The organism is Dictyobacter halimunensis (genome assembly GCF_036245075.1).
In genome coordinates this window covers 206,796-222,810 of the sequence record NZ_BSRI01000001.1, presented here as the reverse complement: position 1 = coordinate 222,810, position 16,015 = coordinate 206,796, and the positions used below count along the sequence as shown (strand labels likewise).

Genomic DNA, 16,015 nt, shown 5'->3' with positions numbered 1-16,015 from the left:
TAGAGGAAAGAGGAGCATTGAATATGGCAAAACCAATCGCCCTGCAGTTGTATACCGTGCGCCGCCAGACCGCGGACGACTTTGAAGGAGTCATGCGTAGGATCGCGGACATCGGGTATGTTGGCGTAGAGGGTGGTGCGGACTTCTTCTCAGATGAGCAAAGTGATCGCCTGCGCCTCATCAACGATCTTGGGCTGCAGATACCGAGCATTGGAATAGGGAAATTCCCTATTAGTGAGGCGGGGCAGCGACTCCTGGAGCGCGCAGCCCGGTCGGGCTGTAAATACGTCATGGTCTCTCAGTCTCCTGATGACTTTAAGAGCATCGAGGGCGTCAAAGGGGTGGCGGAGCGCTTAAACGCGGCCGACGAGATTATTCGCCGCGCGGGCCTGACCCTGTGCTACCACAATCACTGGTGGGAGTACGAGAACCGCTTTGATGGCAAAAGCGCCCATGAGGTCTTGCGTGACTATGTCGCACCGACCGTCGACTTTGAGGTGGATGTCTACTGGGCTCAGACCGGTGGGGCCGATCCCATTGCCGAGGTTCGCGCACTGGGCTCGCGTGCGCCGCTGTTGCACATCAAGGATGGACCCGCCGTACAGGGGCAGCCTATGACTGCGGCCGGTGAAGGCAAAGTTGATCTTGGGGGTGTTATCCAGGCTGCGCAGAATTCGGCCCAATGGCTGATTATCGAGCTGGACGAGTGCGCCACCGACATGCTGGAGGCGGTGGAGAAGAGCTACACCTACCTGGTCAGCAAAGGACTGGCGCAGGGTAACAAAGGCTAGAGACAAAAAAAAGCGTACGGGGTTCGCAGGGCCTGTCAGGCCCTGTGAACCCCGTACGCCTTGTAAGGGCGATGTTTAATGTTGTGTGGCTAGCTGTAAAGTGTAACGCGTGCCGTTTTGAACGGTCAGGATGATGTGATCCTGCTTTGTTTGCCAGGAGAGGCCGTGGCCGTGTTGATCTCTAATCTCAGTCGGTTGCTGATTTGCTGGCAGGCGCAGGCGGTGCTGACCATCGGCATGGGCGTGCAGGGTGATAGATTGTGCCTGCCCATTGTGCCAGACGATGTCGACTTCGAGGCCGCCGCGAGCGCGCAGGCCACGTACGGAGCCATGGCTCCAGGCGGATGGTAGGGCGGGCAAGATGGCTATCTCATTGGCATGACTCTGCAGCAGCATCTCGGCGATGGCAGCCGTGGCCCCGAAGTTACCATCGATCTGGAAGATCAGCGGCGGATGCAGATCAAACAGGTTGGCTGACGTTGAGATGTTGAGCAGCTGGAGCATATTCTCACGAGCCAGGTCTCCCTCTCCTATCCGTGCCCATAACGCGATCACCCAGGCCCGGCTCCAACCGGTGTAGCCACCGCCATGCTCAAGACGGCGCTCCAGCGACCTGCGCGCGGCCTGGAAGAGCTCCGGTGTTTGCCTGGCTGTAATGGACTCACCAGGATAGAGTCCATACAGGTGTGACATATGGCGGTGTCCCGGCTCCTGTTCATCAAAATCTTCGCTCCACTCCTGTAATTGTCCATGTTTGCCGATGCGTGGTGGGAGTAAGCGAGTACGCTGGCTTTCCAGCACGCTGGCAAAATCGCTGTCGGTGGCCAGGATCTGGCTTGCCTGAATGCAATTTGTGAACAGCTCGCCAATAATCGTCATATCCATAGTTGTACCGGCGCTAACGGTTGCCTCTTTACCATCCTCGGTGATGAAGACATTCTCGGGCGAGGTTGATGGATTGGTCAGCAGCCAGCCGTTGTGCTCGACCAGGAAGTCAAGGAAGAATTGTGCGGCCCCCTTCATGAGGGGATAGGCACGGTATTCCAGAAAATCACGATCACCTGTGAAGGCGTAATGTTCCCACAGATGCTGGCAGAGCCATGCGCCAGCGAGCGGCCAGTTGGCCCATTTTGGCGAACCGTTGGCTGGTGAGGTCATGCGCCACAGATCCACATTGTGGTGTGCCGTCCAGCCCTGGCAATTGTAATGAACGCGGGCTGTTTTTGCTCCGTTTACGCTGAGGTCCTCGACAAAGGAGAACAGGGGTTCATGGCATTCTGACAGATTGCAGGTCTCGGCGAGCCAGTAGTTCATCTCAGTATTGATATTGGTGGTCCAGTTGCTGTTCCAGGGTGGCTGGATGCGATCGTTCCAGATGCCCTGCAGATTGGCGGGCTGGGTCCCGGGCCGAGAGCTGGCGATCAGCAGATAGCGTCCATACTGAAAATACAGGGAGATCAACTGCTCATCGTGACCTCCCGCGCGAACCGCTTCCAGGCGTTCGTCTGTTGCTTGATCGTTATGAGGATCATCGCCAGGATCGAGTTCCACGCGCGCGAACAGCCGCTGGTAATCTTCCACATGAGCATTGAGGATACTCTTATAGTCTTTGCTGGCTACTACATCGAGATGCGTGGAGCATTGGCCCGCCAGATCAGGAATCTGTTCACTGGGGCTTTGATCAAAGCCACGAAAACTTGTAGCCGCCGTCAGCAGCAGGGTGGCAGCGGTGGCGTTTCTGATGGTCAATGACCCATCAGCGTTGGTATCACACTGACCATCGTTCAGGGTTACATGGAGCTGGGCCTCAAAGCGCATGTTCTTGCCGTCTGGTTGATCATCGTACTCGATGGGACGGTTAGAGGAGCCTTCGGGGACCGAGGCGTGCCTGGGGCAGCGACCGTGGAGCGTGATACGGTTGCTGTCCTGTGCCTCGCTGCTGGCATGCAACTCGCTATCAAGCGACACGGTACACGAGAGCGCTCCCGGCTGATCGCTCTCCAGATGGATAACCAGCACATGATCAATGGCTGAGCAAAAGATGGTGCGGGTAAAGGTCGTGTCACCGCTGCGATAGCGCACTTCAGCGCGGGCTGTGCGCAGGTCAAGCTGGCGGCGATAGTTCGTCACATCTTGATGCTGAAAGGTGAGACGCAGATTACCTAGCGGCTCATAGGGTTGGTTGCGCGGTCCCTGCATGTGGCGCGCAACCTTGTCCGCCTCCACGTACTTGCGCGCGAAGACCAGTTCGCGCAGTTCCGCCAGGTGCTGGGCCGCCTCATAATTGTTACTATCGTATGGCTCACCGGCCCAGAGCGTATCTTCATTCAGCTGCAAAACCTCTTCTTTAATACCGCCATAGATCATCGCGCCCAGGTGACCATTGCCCACCGGGAGAGCCTCCAACCATTGGGAGGCTGGTTGACGATACCATAACAGTAGTGGCGTATCCCGTTCCGCCGCAGACGTTGTCCGAGTTTGGTTCATTTTACTTCCTTCTATTGTTTCTCCTTAAAGAGTATACATACTGCTGACGGTATATGTGTCGGTTCTCCTTTAAAAGGGTAAGTTGCATATCGATAGTTTAAATGTACTTGAAAGATACTAAAAATTATATGTATAAATACGACTAGCTTATATCTTATTCCGACGCATGCATGGCTTCCGACGCATGCACGGCTTCCGACGCATGCACGGCTTCCGACGCATGCACGGCTTCCGACGCATGCACGGCTTCCGACGCATGCACGGCGAAGGAAGTCGTTGCTGCTGTTCATCTGTTGTTGAAATCAGAAGTGACTGATTACTGATAGTAGCCCTACCAGATTTTCCACTTCTAGTGGATGATGGGAAGGCGAGGCTCCATCTCTTTTCGCGTCACTTTCCCTTCGCGCAAAAATGAATAGCCCCAATCGGGATGGTGCGACAGAGAAGCGAGATGTATGATATGCTGTAGAAAAATATCTGAGAGGTGGAAAAATGATGGCGATGCAGTTTCCGAATCTGGATCCGGTGGTTTGTGAGATGGCGGAGATGGCACTAGCGTGGCTGGATCGCTATTGGGACGCTGAAGTGGGTTTGCTCAAAATGGAGGCAGAGCAAGACGAGGATAGTACGACCACGCCAGTTCCTCTGGTGCACCATATCCGTGAAACGATCTGGTATGCGCTTGGTTTGCTCCAGCGCCAGGCAGAAGGCGATTACGAGCGCGCACTGCAGGCCATACAAACAGTGCTATCCTATCAGTTTGATGAGCCAGGGAAGCCATATGATGGCACCTGGTATCGTCTGTCGGAGGAGCCGCATCCCAGCGAGGATGCCAGGATCTGGCGCGACTATGATCCAAACTGGCGTGAGTTCATTGGTAGTACCCTGGTGATCATTCTGCTGGACTATGAAGCGAATTTGCCCCCAGAACTGGTGATGGGTATCGAGCGGGCATTACGCCGGGCCATGCGGGGAGCTCTGGTGCGCAGATTGCCCGCCTCATATACGAATATCGCGCTGATGCATGCCTTTCTACTGGACTTTACCGGTCACCGATTCAATGATCCAGATTGGCAAAGCAGGGGTGAGGCATATGCGCGCGAAATTTATCAGCTGTTCGAGCCGAACCATGCTTTCGCAGAATTTAATGCTCCCACCTATTATGGCGTGGACCTTTATGCGCTGGGTCTGTGGCGCCGCTACTCCTTTTCTTCCCTGCTGCAGCGGTTAGGATCTGACATGGAAGCAAGCCTATGGAGAGACGTTGCACTGATGTATCACGCGGGGATGAAAAATATGGCGGGTCCGTTCGATCGTGCCTATGGGATGGACATGCAATCGTATGCTTCGTTGATCGGTCTGTGGATATGGATGGCGACGGCAAAGGAGTGCGCTCCCTTTCCAGATGTCACCCGACCCTTCGCACATCAGCATGACTTTGCCTTTGTGCCATGTTATATAGGTGTAGGCATCAGCGTGCCGGATGATGTATTACCCCACCTCAGATCTTTCCAGTGTGAACGCCAGGTCGTACGTACAATCACCAATCGTCCGCATCGTGTAGCACATGCCTGGATTGGCCAGCATATTCTTCTGGGTGGCGAAGAGACGGAGTATAACAAGCCAGCAAGCGGCCAATTTCATCCTGCCACCATTCAGTGGGTAGGAGAGCAGGGCAGGATCTGTTGGATCAGATTGGTGTATCATACGAATATAGTGATTAATGCCCGCGCTGAAAAGAACATGATTACCTGCAACATCATGGGAGTCGACGGTGATCATCCAGATATTTTCTTTCGAATCTTTATGCCAGATGGCTCCCGGCATTCTCTGCAACAGGATCGATGGCAATTGAGTGGCCTGACGGTTGATGTAGACACGCGTGCAACGTTCGATTGTGCTATACAGGCGACCCCGACGTCGGGGGGCGCTTACTACGATGTACGCTACACAACGGGTGATATTGTTCCGGATACTACGATATATTTTGCACTGACAACAAGAGATGTCGCTGATAGTTAGCGTGCTGTCCTGGCGTGCGTACTGGTGTCCTATGTTAGAAATAGCAGTGGGCGCAATGCGTTATTGCACCAGCATGTGCTATGATTTTAGCGATGAATGATCTGTTTTTCTAGCAAGAAAGGCCTGCTGTGTTTTCAGAGACAATACCATTGTGGGAACAGGGTCAGTATACCTCAAAGGGAGAGGTCGATTTTATGCCGACGCTGGTCACGTATGTGCTGGAGAGCACCCAAAAGCGCCCGGCGGTCTTGATCTGTCCCGGAGGCGGCTATGGCTTCACATCACCGCGCGAGGCCGAACCGGTGGCCCTACAATACGCGGCCGCCGGCTTCCACGCCTTTGTGGTGCATTACAGCGTAGCCCCCGCGCGCCATCCTCAACCACTCCGAGACGTATCGCGTGCGATGAACATTATTCGCGCACATGCCGATGACTGGTACATTGAGGAGCACCGCATCGCTGTATGCGGCTTTTCGGCTGGTGGTCATCTCGCAGCCAGCCTGGGGGTCTATTGGGACCAGCCCTACTGCTCGGATGTTTCTGGCCTGGCGCGTGGCCAAAACAGGCCGAATGCGCTTATTTTGTGTTATCCAGTGATCTCATCGGGTCCCTTCGCCCATCGCGGCTCATTTGAGAATGTGCTGGGACCAAATGCGTCGCCCGAAGACATGCATGCAATGTCGCTTGAGCACCACATCAATGCCCAGACGCCGCCAACGTTCCTCTGGCATACCGTTGCTGATAGTGCTGTACCCGTTGAAAATTCACTGCTCTTCGCGCAGGGTTTACGTACCCAGCATATCCCCTTTGAACTTCATATCTACCCCAATGGTGCCCATGGCCTCTCACTGGCAACGGATGAGACAGATGATGGCACCGGCCAGGATGAGCATATCAGTGGTTGGCACAGACTCTCCACCGAGTGGCTATGGGAGACCTTTACCCCGGCGATACGAGCATAAGTGCTTGTAACGGCACAATGGTCACAGCCAAACAACGTGCTGTGACCATTGTATAGCTGCCATCTTTATAATTTGAAAAAGAAAACGGGGGCGAAGGCCGCCAGGGCGGCAATAATCTGAATAGCCAGAACCAGCAGGGCCTGTCTGGGCTTTTGTGGTAAATATTTAATGGCAAAGAAGCCTACAATTGGTAGCTGCAGCACCATGAGGAGTTGCCAGATGTGGGCGGCGGCTCCCTCATCGGCCTGGTGAACAACGCCAAATAAAGCAACGTGGCCTAATACCAGGGCAAGGGCCGCAAGGGACATGACGACTGGCAAAAAGACGCTGGGCTGTTTGATTGTGACATTCATGTGATAATGAAGCCTTTCTCGCTTTCTCTTTCTCAAAGCGTCTGTATCGGCTGTGCGTCGATCCTTCAACTGCTCAAAGCATAACATTGGTATTCCTCTGCGGGCGACATCTCGCGTGTGTATTGGTAAGCACTCAGGTGCTGTGCTATCCATCTCTTCGTTCTCAAATTCTTCAAGAGCAATGCGGTCATCCGGTTTCATCACAAAATGGGAAAGCATAGCGGAATATCACAATATAACTCTTGACCTGGAGCACTCCAGGTATTGCATAATGCTGCTATGGCAAACGATAAAGATACAAAAACGCTTCCCTACTTTACGCTCCAGGAAGTGGTTCTGAGAAGCGGGTTGAGTGAAGACACCCTCCGCTACTATGAGCGCATCGGTTTACTCGATAGGGTGAAGCGAGATAGCAGTAGTGGCCATCGGAGATATAGCGCTGAAGATGTCCAGAAAATCGAGACGCTGGCCTGTTTACGTACAACCGGCATGTCGATCGAGGATATGCGCATGTACTTTGCTCTGTTGAAAGAAGGAAAAGCGGCCGCCGATCAACAGTTGGAGCTTTTCGAAGGGCAGAGAAAAGCGCTGGAGCAAGAGCTGGCACGGAAGCGAGAGCACCTGCGCTATCTGGAGCACAAAGTCGCATTCTGGAAGGCGGTTCAGAGCGGCGACGACGCGAAGGCACGAGAAATAGGCGAGATTACTTCTGGCCTGATCAGACAGATTATTGAAGATAAGTAAAACGCGCTTGAAAGGAGTGCTTGATGAAAGTTGCAATTATTACCGGCGGAAGCCGAGGACTCGGTAAATCCATGGCCATGAATATTGCCGCCAAAGGGCAGGACGTTATCCTGACTTACAACAGCAAGAAAGAAGAAGCGGAAGAGGTCGTTGCCCAGATCGAGCGGCAGGGCCGTAAAGCCGTCGCCTTACAACTTGATGCATCCAACGCAAAGTCGTTCGCTGACTTTGCTGAAGCGGTCAAGGCAGCGCTCAACCACACGTGGCAAAGAGATACATTTGACTTTCTCGTCAATAATGCTGGTTTCGGCCTCAACTCGCCTATCACCGAGACGACCGAAGAGCAATTTGATCAATTAGTCAATGTTCATTTCAAAGGGGCCTTCTTTCTCACGCAGAAGCTGCTTCCCTTGATGGCAGATGGTGGGCGCATCATCAACATCTCATCAGGGTTGGCGCGCTTTTCGCTACCCGGCAATAGCGTTTATGGAGCGGTAAAGGGAGCGATAGAGGTGCTGACGCGCTACATGGCTGTCGAGTTGGGTTCGCGAGGGATCGCCGTCAACACGGTTGCCCCGGGTCCCATTGCCACAGACTTCGGAGGTGGTATGGTTCGCGACAACGAAGCAGTTAACCAGCGACTGTCCTCGCAGACGGCGCTGGGTCGCGTCGGTCAGGCGCAAGACATTGGTGGAGTTGTCGCATCTTTGCTCTCCGAAGAGATGGGCTGGGTCAATGGTCAGAAAATAGAAGCTTCAGGTGGCATCTTCCTTTAACCATATGTTATGTACAAGCTTTATTGACTGGGGATGCGGCCAGGTATGGGATCTTTATGTATCTGGTCGCTTTCGACAGCCAGGATCGCCATAATCTGCCTACCAGTCAACATAGAGAGGATATGTGATCGCTTCAGCGTGGCTTCCGTCACAGCGCTATACTATAAAGAGAAAGACAGTTAGACGCAGTGTGATGAAGAAAGGTGGAGAGGATGAAAAGGTGGATAGTGGCTTTCTGTCTGATATCCATTATAGTGTTTCTTCTTATAGCTTGTGAGACGCAGCGACTAACCTCTGATGCGCAATACACGCCGCACACACGGGCGTTTACGCTGATTACCATTCCACTCCTGGTAAAAGAATCGGCGACGACATTTGATTTCCTCCACAAAGATTTTGCCAAAGGCGGTGTGCTGGGCGGCAAGGAAGTATACACGTTCTCACCTGATCACATTACAGTATATCAGGGGGACAAGGTAGACCTGACCATTGTCAATCCAGAAGATGATAATCACACATTCACCCTTCGGGACTTCGGCGTGGACCTTGCGCTCGCACCTCAGGCTACGACCAAAGTGAGTTTCGTTGCCAGTAAGGTGGGGAGCTTTACCTTTTACTGCAACATGGCGTCGCATATGCCCTTCATGAGCGGGCAGCTGATCGTCTTGCGCGACTCTAGCGCGGCATCGTCCTGAGTATCCTGAATATTGGAATGTGAAGGGCCCACATAAAATAGTAATTTATCAACAAAAGCGTTATTCTTGACAATAAAAAGCTTCAGATGTTACAGTAATTTTACTGTACCCATTTTTTTTAGCATGTACAATGTTAAAAAGGCAGGTGTTTTCCATCGAAATTGTCATATATTTCAATGAAAGGTGGGTAAATGAGCACAAGCCAACCGGGACATCTCCATGTCAGTGAGAATCAGCGGTTTATTGTCACAGAGCGTAATGAACCGTTTTTCTGGCTAGGAGATACGGCCTGGGAACTTTTCCACATGCAAGCCACTCGTAACGCTGATAGAAGCTATGCGTTTGTATATATTCCCACTGCCGGGCAAACCTTCACGCTGGATTTGAGTAGCCTGGCGGGTGAGAGCGTTCAGGCCTGGTGGTATGATCCACGGGAGGGGAGCGCAACGCCGTGCGGTACATTTGCACGCGTCGTGCAGCAAACGTTTACTACACCGTCAGAAGGCCCGGATTGGGTGCTTGTGTTAGATAATACCGCGCAAGGCTTCCGTCAACCAGGCAGCCGGAAAGAGCGTGCCACCGCAGATTGAAGGGATTGTTTATGAAACACTATCATCTCGCCGTCATTCCAGGTGACGGTATAGGGCCAGAGGTTATCGCGGAGAGTGAGCAGACACTCGCTCATCTCGCGGAGATACACGGAGGTACCCAATTTGAGAGTCAGCACTTTGATTGGGGGACAGAGCGTTACCTGCGTGAAGGGGCGCTGATGCCAGTCGATGGACTCTCCATACTTGAGCATGGGGGTTTTGATGGTATCTTGCTTGGACCTGTAGGTGATCCTCGTGTACCAGACCACATTACCCTGTGGGGCTTGATCTTGCCCATTCGCCAGGCATTTGACCAGTATGTCAACCTGCGGCCGATGCGCCTGCTGCCCGGCGTTCAGAGTCCACTTGCCAATAAGCGGCCTCAGGATATTGATATGGTATGTATTCGTGAGAATACCGAGGGTGAGTATGCCGGGGCAGGTGGTCGAATACATCAGGGGACTGACAACGAGGTCGCTATTCAATCGACGATCTTTACGCGCAAAGGCACCGAGCGCATCATTCGCTATGCGTTCGACTATGCGCGGCAGTATGGGCGAAAAAAGGTCACCAGCGCTACCAAGTCCAACAGCATGCAATTCAACATGGTTTTCTGGGACGATGTTTTTCGACAAGTCGCGGCCGATTATTCAGATATTGCCCACGAGCAACAGCTGATCGACTCGCTGAGTGCTCGTTTTGTCGCCCGTCCCGAAAGCCTGGATGTGGTGGTGGCCTCGAATCTCTTCGGAGATATCCTTACAGACCTCGGCGCGGCAATTTCTGGTAGTATGGGGCTGGCGCCCAGCGCCAACATCAATCCGGAGAGACGTTATCCCAGTCTCTTTCAGGCCATTCATGGTTCCGCGCCTGACATCGTGGGTCAGGGTATCGCAAATCCCATCGCTTCGATCTGGTCAGGACAGCTCATGCTAGACTTTCTTGGTGAACACGAGGCGGCCACGCTGCTCATGGGCACTATCGAGCGTGTGCTGGCAGATGGGCAGATACGTACTCCAGATCTGGGCGGCACTGCCACCACGAAGCAGATGGGACAGTGCATCCGCGAGCGGCTCCAGCGTGTGTGAAGCTGTAAGTTCCTCTCCCTGGAGATGGACCATGAGTAACTGTGGCAGGAAGGAGAACATTGACCATGCAAACCATTGTACAGATATCGCTAGACGTCACCACGATTCCGGAAGCGCTTGAAACGGCTCAGCTTGCTCGGCGCGCCGGCGTAGACTGGCTGGAGGCGGGTACGCCACTGATCATAGCGGAAGGCATGCACGGCGTGCGGGCTCTACGCGAGGCGTTTCCCGGAGTGCCGATTGTGGCTGATCTCAAGACCATGGATGGTGGCTGGCTGGAGGCGGAGATGATGGCACGCGCCGGCGCAACGCATGTCGTAGTCATGGCGCGCGCGCATCCAGAGACGATCAAAGCCGTCGTCAAGGCTGGTCGAGACCATGATCTGAAAGTGATGGGCGACAATCTGGGGACTCCAGACAAGATCGCGGCAGCTCGTATGTTGGAGGATCTGGGATGTGATTATGTCATTCACCATATTGGCTACGACGAGCGGCGCGGCCTGGCCGCCGCCGGATTGCCACAGCCCAGCCCCCTTGATGAATTGAGAGCGGTTGTTGACGCGGTCCATATTCCGGTGCAGGCTGTTGGCGGTCTCTCTCTGGAGCAGGCCATCCGTACTCCTGAATACGGGGCTTCGCTGGTCGTGCTAGGGGCTCCGCTCACTATAGATGCCGATGCATTTAAAGCGGCGGATGGAGATATCGAACAAAGTTTGCGCACCATCTGCGAACATATTCATGCTTATGGAGAGGTGGGACCATGAAAGCGATTGTATACGATGCACCGAGGCAATTCAGCTATCGAGACGTGCCAACGCCAGAGATCGAGTCAGACGAAGTACGCATTCGTGTGCGTTCCTGTGGCATTTGTGGCACCGATCTTCACATTCATGAAGGTGAGTTCCTGGCTCAGTTTCCTCTGATTCCTGGTCATGAATTTGCCGGAGAAATCGAGGCAATCGGGTCCGCTGTCAGCAACTTGCGTATTGGAGAGCGGGTTGTCTGCGATAATACCGAATTGTGCGGTCACTGCTTTTATTGTCGGAGGGACGAGCCGCTCTTCTGTGAAAACTTTCTCTCACATGGGTGCAATATCGCGGGTGGACAGGCCGAATATGTCACCATCAAGGCCGAAAAAGTTTTCCCCATCCAGACTTTATCGTGGGAGGAGGCGGCCCTGGTTGAGCCGACCGCCTGCGCCATCCATGGGATGGACATGATCGCATTGAAGCCAGGGAGTGAGGTGCTCCTCTTTGGAGCGGGCCCAACGGGCATCATTCTGGCTCAACTGCTCAAATTGAACGGAGCCGCCCATCTTACTGTCGCGGCCCCTGCTGGTCCCAAGCTTGATCTGATTTCGCGCCTGGCGGCTGACGAAGTGGTGCAGATTGACCGCGAAGCGCCTGAGGCTCACCGGGAGCATTTATTGCGGAACCATCGACGCGGCTTCGATTACGTGATCGAGGCGACGGGAGCGCCTTACCTTATTGACGGAGCATTGCAATATGCTCGCCCTGGTGGCCATGTCGTGGTGTATGGTGTCTATCCGCAAGATGCGCAGGTCCACTGGAATCCATATGAAATCTTCCAGAAGCAACTGACCATCACCGGCTCCTTCGCGCAGACACACTGTTTTGATCGCGCACTGGCCTATCTGGAAAGCCGGAAGGTGAAAGTAAATGAGATGGTCACGCATGCCTTTGCCCTGGAGGATTATGGAAAGGCGCTAGAAACGTTACGATCCCGCCAAGGAATCAAGACTATCATACAGTTTTCATAAGCAGACTGCTGGGATACAGTGTGTACTTGCAAGATGTGGGTGCGCTGTATCCATCTTTTTGCCTTGATAGGCACGAACTTACACAAAACGTTTTTCTCGAGCGTCTGACTATGCATACGTTTATGCATACCTGAATAGAAAAGCTTTTTTGCAGAGCGCCCGATAGATGGAGGATGTATGCGTCTTGGTTATGCCTGTATTAATCTGACACTTGAGAAAACGTTTCGCACGCTGCGGCTGGCTACGCTTAACGCGCAAGGAATGCCATATCTCCAGCGGCTGGTTGATGAGAATATGGCGTTAGTTAGCGAGATCCTGCGCTGGAATCGCACGCATGACATTATGATGTACCGGCTCTCTTCGGACCTGGTTCCCTTTGGTTCGCATCAGTCGGTCAATCTGCGTGACCTGAATTTTTCTGCCTATGGTGATATAGCGCAACTGGCTCAGGGGATGCGCCTTTCAACTCATCCGGGGCAATTTACCCTGCCATCCGGGCAGGGTGATGTATGGGAGAGGAGCGTGAAGGATCTGCAGTATCACTCGGCTCTGATGGATATGCTTGGTATCGATGGGGATATTGTGTTACATGGTGGTGGTGTGTATGGTGATCGCGCAGCAACGGCCGAGCGCATTAAGCGGAACATTCTCTCCCTGCCAACTGAGATCCATCGCCGCCTACGCCTGGAGAACGACGAACGGTCCTGGTCCGTTACCGATCTGCTGCCCATCTGTGAGGAGGTAGGAGTACCACTGATCGTTGATTCCCTGCACCATCAGCTAAATGAGGGCGGTGTCCCTTTCGCGCAACTGCCCTGGTCACGTATCCTGGCCACCTGGGGTGGCCGCTTGCCAAAGCTGCACTACTCAGAGCAAAATCCTGGCAAACGACCCGGAGCGCATAGTGACTACATCGATGCGCTTACGTTTCGCACATTTATGATCAACATACCCTGGCCCGACTATGATGTGATGCTCGAGTGTAAGGCGAAGGAACTGGCACTGCTCAAGCTACGTGCAGACCTTGCCGAGCTCACCGCGGCTACCCATAGAGAGGGGAAATTGTAACAGGCGTCTACAAGATCAATACCATTGGATGTGCAAAAAGCGGAAAGCTATTTCAGAAAAACACAGGTCGCCCGGTACATGGGAGAGAGCATATGCCTGATCCAATTTGGTTGAATGTGTACATTGGAAGTGAGGGTGGAAGAAGGAATAAGTGCCAATGCCAAAGGGGATCGGGAAGTTCATCTGCGGTTTTCAGCGTTCGCCTGTATCTCTGGCACTTACGTCCACGCCACTCAAAAAGGATTGTGTTTCGATGTGCACTCGAAGCGTCTTCCCTGTGGGGAGGAGTTATTGAGCTGTCCTTGAAGTGCGAAAGAGAGGGGACGAGCCAGCATCTTGTTGCTGGGCACATGAGCTCTTTCATTGTAACGTGAACAGCAGGAGAAGATGGATGACCATCAGTATTGGAAATAACACGTTCATGCGATCTGTAATCTTGGGTGCCGCTGTCCTGATCGTCTGGTTGTGCCTGGATGGTGTGGCAGCGGCAAGTATCACCCATCCGGCGGCAACCAGGACCATGTCACACCGTGCTGGATCCGTTTTATCAGCCATTAATGGACCAATTGCTGGCTGTGTTTTCCTGACCAGCAACGGGCACTACCTGACGGCGGTCGGTGCCGGTGGGCGCACAACGGATGTGATCCACAGTGATGCGACACGCATCGGCTCATGGGAGAAGTTCACGCTCATCGATTCCGGAGACGGAAGTCCGAATATCCATTACGGTTTACAGACATTCCATGGTTTCTATCTCACTGCCGTTGGCGGTGGTGGACGCATCACGGACGTGATTCATTCGGATGCGACGCAGCTCAGAGCATGGGAGAAATTCAGCCTGGATTCTCTGGGAAACGGGGTGTATGCCATCGAAACGATCAACGGGCATTTTCTCACGGCTGTGGGTGGTGGTGGCCGGGTGACAGACACTATCCACTCGGATGCGACGCAGGTCAGGGCATGGGAAAAATTTCGGGTTACATGTGGCCACTGAATTCAACAATCTCGGTTCTGTGTAAATTGCGCGTTCCATATTGGTGAAAGTTTGACACTCCCATGGCTAAAGCCCTGAGTTCTTACCCTCATGTAACTTTCGCAGAATAAAGACGGCTTCAGTTGCCGTTTCTCAAGTATGAGCTTGCGAGAAATGCCTCATAAGCTCATCATTTTGTGGGGGCTTCTAATGTCGCCTTCCTTTACAGCATTTTTTTCTGTAGAAACGCATGGTTAATGAAAACCATTGATAAACTTGACATAAGCCGGTTTCCTGATTATGCTTTTTAAAAGTACAATATGCAAAATGCTATGAAAATTGGTTTAATGAAAACCATATTTTCGGGTAAAGAAACCGCTCCCTACTCAGTCATTGAGAGAACTGATACACTGCCTACCTTCAACGTATTCATTGCAAGGAAGCGAGATGAGTATATGTAAGACACATTGACCATACAGGATGTCGTTCGACCAGCAAAAGATCCTAATGACACGGTCTCGGATATTCTGGATAGCAATGTCTCCATTGTTCTGGCCTTGAGAGCACACCTTATGCTCATCATGCGAAAAGGCATTTTCGCTTCCTACATTACAAGGAGAATTCAGGGATGAAACGCAAGCTTTTCTTATACATGTTCGCAGTAGCACTGCTCTCCGCTGTGCTTCCATTGAGTTTCAGTGGAGTCGGAACACCAACAGCCAACGCTGCCAGTCTGGACAAAAATTGGCACAAAGTCTGGGACGATACCTTCAATGGACCCGCTGGATCGGGCGTTAAACCGTCCAATTGGTTATACGATACCGGAACTGACTTTGGTACCGGTGAGATCGAGACGATGACAAGCAGCACATCGAACGTCTATCGGGATGGATCCGGTCATCTCGTCATTAAAGCAATACGCGATGCGAGCGGTAACTGGACCTCAGGGCGCATCGAGTCGCAGCGCACGGACTTCATGGCACCTGTCGGTGGTAAACTGTTGATCACCGCATCGATTCAGCAGCCGAATGTCTCAGGTGCAGCGGCTGCTGGCTACTGGCCGGCCTTCTGGTTGCTCGGCTCTCATCAAAATTGGCCCACAGATGGCGAGATTGATATTATGGAGGACATCAATGGGCTGAGTTCTGTGTTTGGGACTCTCCACTGTGGCGTATCCCCAGGCGGACCATGCAACGAGTTTACTGGTATTGGGAGTGGGCAGCGTCCCTGCGCTGGCTGCCAGACTGCTTTCCACACCTACTCAGTGATTATTGACCGCAGCGTTTCGCCTGAACAGGTTCGTTGGTATCTGGATGGAGTGAATTACTTCACGGTAAATGCCAATCAAGTCGATCCGACTACCTGGACCAAGGCGATAGATCATGGTTTCTTTATTATCTTTGACCTGGCAATGGGCGGCGGTTTCCCTGCAGCATTCGGTGGTGGCCCAACCGCCGCAACTGCCTCTGGAGCCTCTATGGTTGTCGACAACGTCAGCGTTTACACCTCAAAGGACTCGCATCAGATGAAGAGTAGAGAACTGCCCAGCTAAGGGCTTTAGCTTAAGAAGTTTGATGTAAGGATTAATTAAAAAGCACCTGGTTACTCCCAGGTGCTTTCATGTTAGCTTTTCGTGATGCGAAGAGGAATTCATTGATAGGCAGAGTGGTGATGAAGATCTCATAC

General features: G+C 52.9%; 15 protein-coding genes. 13 read left to right on the top strand and 2 right to left on the bottom strand.

The window, feature by feature from the left end; genetic code table 11:
* Positions 1-23 precede the first annotated feature (23 nt).
* Positions 24-791, top strand: coding sequence for a sugar phosphate isomerase/epimerase family protein (locus AABA21_RS01010; RefSeq protein WP_338246913.1), 768 nt, complete (start codon positions 24-26; stop codon positions 789-791).
* Between the two features lie 75 nt (positions 792-866).
* Here AABA21_RS01010 and AABA21_RS01005 read toward each other — a convergent pair whose 3' ends face one another.
* Positions 867-3,278 (bottom strand): glycoside hydrolase family 95 protein, encoded by a 2,412-nt coding sequence (locus AABA21_RS01005; RefSeq protein ID WP_338246910.1) that lies wholly within the window; start codon positions 3,276-3,278, stop codon positions 867-869.
* A 501-nt stretch (positions 3,279-3,779) separates the two neighbouring features.
* On the opposite strand from AABA21_RS01005, the gene AABA21_RS01000 reads away from it, so the two are divergent.
* Together AABA21_RS01000 and AABA21_RS00995 are read left to right on the top strand one after the other, a co-directional pair.
* On the top strand, positions 3,780-5,300 hold the full coding sequence (locus AABA21_RS01000; RefSeq protein ID WP_338246908.1) for a hypothetical protein: 1,521 nt from the start codon (positions 3,780-3,782) through the stop codon (positions 5,298-5,300).
* Positions 5,301-5,428: 128 nt separating this feature from the next.
* On the top strand, positions 5,429-6,262 hold the full coding sequence (locus tag AABA21_RS00995; RefSeq protein WP_338246906.1) for an alpha/beta hydrolase: 834 nt from the start codon (positions 5,429-5,431) through the stop codon (positions 6,260-6,262).
* Positions 6,263-6,327: 65 nt separating this feature from the next.
* On the opposite strand, the gene AABA21_RS00990 is transcribed toward AABA21_RS00995, so the two are convergent.
* Positions 6,328-6,615: a hypothetical protein gene (locus tag AABA21_RS00990; RefSeq protein ID WP_338246905.1), complete on the bottom strand. Its 288-nt coding sequence runs from the start codon at positions 6,613-6,615 to the stop codon at positions 6,328-6,330.
* 279 nt (positions 6,616-6,894) lie between these two features.
* On the opposite strand from AABA21_RS00990, the gene AABA21_RS00985 reads away from it, so the two are divergent.
* The 10 genes from AABA21_RS00985 (at position 6,895) to AABA21_RS00940 (ending at position 15,881) form a co-directional block, all read left to right on the top strand.
* The gene (locus tag AABA21_RS00985; protein ID WP_338246903.1) at positions 6,895-7,359 is read left to right on the top strand and encodes a MerR family transcriptional regulator; all 465 of its coding nucleotides are present in this window, start codon (positions 6,895-6,897) and stop codon (positions 7,357-7,359) included.
* 23 nt (positions 7,360-7,382) lie between these two features.
* Complete coding sequence (locus AABA21_RS00980; RefSeq protein WP_338246901.1) at positions 7,383-8,135, top strand: SDR family NAD(P)-dependent oxidoreductase; 753 nt, start codon at positions 7,383-7,385, stop codon at positions 8,133-8,135.
* A 212-nt stretch (positions 8,136-8,347) separates the two neighbouring features.
* Positions 8,348-8,830 carry a cupredoxin domain-containing protein gene (locus tag AABA21_RS00975; protein WP_338246899.1) on the top strand — a complete coding sequence of 161 codons (483 nt, stop codon included), beginning with the start codon at positions 8,348-8,350 and terminating at the stop codon, positions 8,828-8,830.
* 191 nt (positions 8,831-9,021) lie between these two features.
* Positions 9,022-9,420, top strand: coding sequence for a putative collagen-binding domain-containing protein (locus AABA21_RS00970; RefSeq protein ID WP_338246897.1), 399 nt, complete (start codon positions 9,022-9,024; stop codon positions 9,418-9,420).
* Positions 9,421-9,431: 11 nt separating this feature from the next.
* Positions 9,432-10,508 carry a tartrate dehydrogenase gene (locus AABA21_RS00965; protein WP_338246895.1) on the top strand — a complete coding sequence of 359 codons (1,077 nt, stop codon included), beginning with the start codon at positions 9,432-9,434 and terminating at the stop codon, positions 10,506-10,508.
* 65 nt (positions 10,509-10,573) lie between these two features.
* Positions 10,574-11,272, top strand: coding sequence for an orotidine 5'-phosphate decarboxylase / HUMPS family protein (locus tag AABA21_RS00960; protein WP_338246893.1), 699 nt, complete (start codon positions 10,574-10,576; stop codon positions 11,270-11,272).
* Positions 11,269-12,288 carry a zinc-dependent alcohol dehydrogenase family protein gene (locus AABA21_RS00955; RefSeq protein ID WP_338246891.1) on the top strand — a complete coding sequence of 340 codons (1,020 nt, stop codon included), beginning with the start codon at positions 11,269-11,271 and terminating at the stop codon, positions 12,286-12,288. The genes AABA21_RS00960 and AABA21_RS00955 overlap by 4 nt, the downstream gene beginning before the upstream one ends.
* Before the next feature lie 177 nt (positions 12,289-12,465).
* Complete coding sequence (gene uvsE, locus AABA21_RS00950; protein ID WP_338246889.1) at positions 12,466-13,356, top strand: UV DNA damage repair endonuclease UvsE; 891 nt, start codon at positions 12,466-12,468, stop codon at positions 13,354-13,356.
* A 421-nt stretch (positions 13,357-13,777) separates the two neighbouring features.
* A complete protein-coding gene (locus AABA21_RS00945) occupies positions 13,778-14,350 on the top strand; it encodes a fascin domain-containing protein (protein WP_338246887.1) in 573 nt (190 codons plus the stop codon).
* Positions 14,351-14,981: 631 nt separating this feature from the next.
* Positions 14,982-15,881: a glycoside hydrolase family 16 protein gene (locus AABA21_RS00940; protein ID WP_338246885.1), complete on the top strand. Its 900-nt coding sequence runs from the start codon at positions 14,982-14,984 to the stop codon at positions 15,879-15,881.
* Positions 15,882-16,015: the final 134 nt, after the last annotated feature.

What these genes read in the sequence shown, in the direction of transcription:
- AABA21_RS01010 (WP_338246913.1), top strand. Translation starts at nt 24, where the DNA reads ATGGCAAAACCAATCGCCCTGCAGTTGTATACCGTGCGCCGCCAGACC.
- AABA21_RS00955 (WP_338246891.1), top strand. Translation starts at nt 11,269, where the DNA reads ATGAAAGCGATTGTATACGATGCACCGAGGCAATTCAGCTATCGAGAC.
- AABA21_RS00980 (WP_338246901.1), top strand. Translation starts at nt 7,383, where the DNA reads ATGAAAGTTGCAATTATTACCGGCGGAAGCCGAGGACTCGGTAAATCC.
- AABA21_RS00970 (WP_338246897.1), top strand. Translation starts at nt 9,022, where the DNA reads ATGAGCACAAGCCAACCGGGACATCTCCATGTCAGTGAGAATCAGCGG.
- AABA21_RS01000 (WP_338246908.1), top strand. Translation starts at nt 3,780, where the DNA reads ATGCAGTTTCCGAATCTGGATCCGGTGGTTTGTGAGATGGCGGAGATG.
- AABA21_RS00940 (WP_338246885.1), top strand. Translation starts at nt 14,982, where the DNA reads ATGTTCGCAGTAGCACTGCTCTCCGCTGTGCTTCCATTGAGTTTCAGT.
- AABA21_RS00945 (WP_338246887.1), top strand. Translation starts at nt 13,778, where the DNA reads ATGCGATCTGTAATCTTGGGTGCCGCTGTCCTGATCGTCTGGTTGTGC.
- AABA21_RS00975 (WP_338246899.1), top strand. Translation starts at nt 8,348, where the DNA reads ATGAAAAGGTGGATAGTGGCTTTCTGTCTGATATCCATTATAGTGTTT.
- AABA21_RS00965 (WP_338246895.1), top strand. Translation starts at nt 9,432, where the DNA reads ATGAAACACTATCATCTCGCCGTCATTCCAGGTGACGGTATAGGGCCA.
- AABA21_RS00960 (WP_338246893.1), top strand. Translation starts at nt 10,574, where the DNA reads ATGCAAACCATTGTACAGATATCGCTAGACGTCACCACGATTCCGGAA.
- AABA21_RS01005 (WP_338246910.1), bottom strand. Translation starts at nt 3,278, where the DNA reads ATGAACCAAACTCGGACAACGTCTGCGGCGGAACGGGATACGCCACTA.
- AABA21_RS00985 (WP_338246903.1), top strand. Translation starts at nt 6,895, where the DNA reads ATGGCAAACGATAAAGATACAAAAACGCTTCCCTACTTTACGCTCCAG.
- AABA21_RS00990 (WP_338246905.1), bottom strand. Translation starts at nt 6,615, where the DNA reads ATGAATGTCACAATCAAACAGCCCAGCGTCTTTTTGCCAGTCGTCATG.
- uvsE (WP_338246889.1), top strand. Translation starts at nt 12,466, where the DNA reads ATGCGTCTTGGTTATGCCTGTATTAATCTGACACTTGAGAAAACGTTT.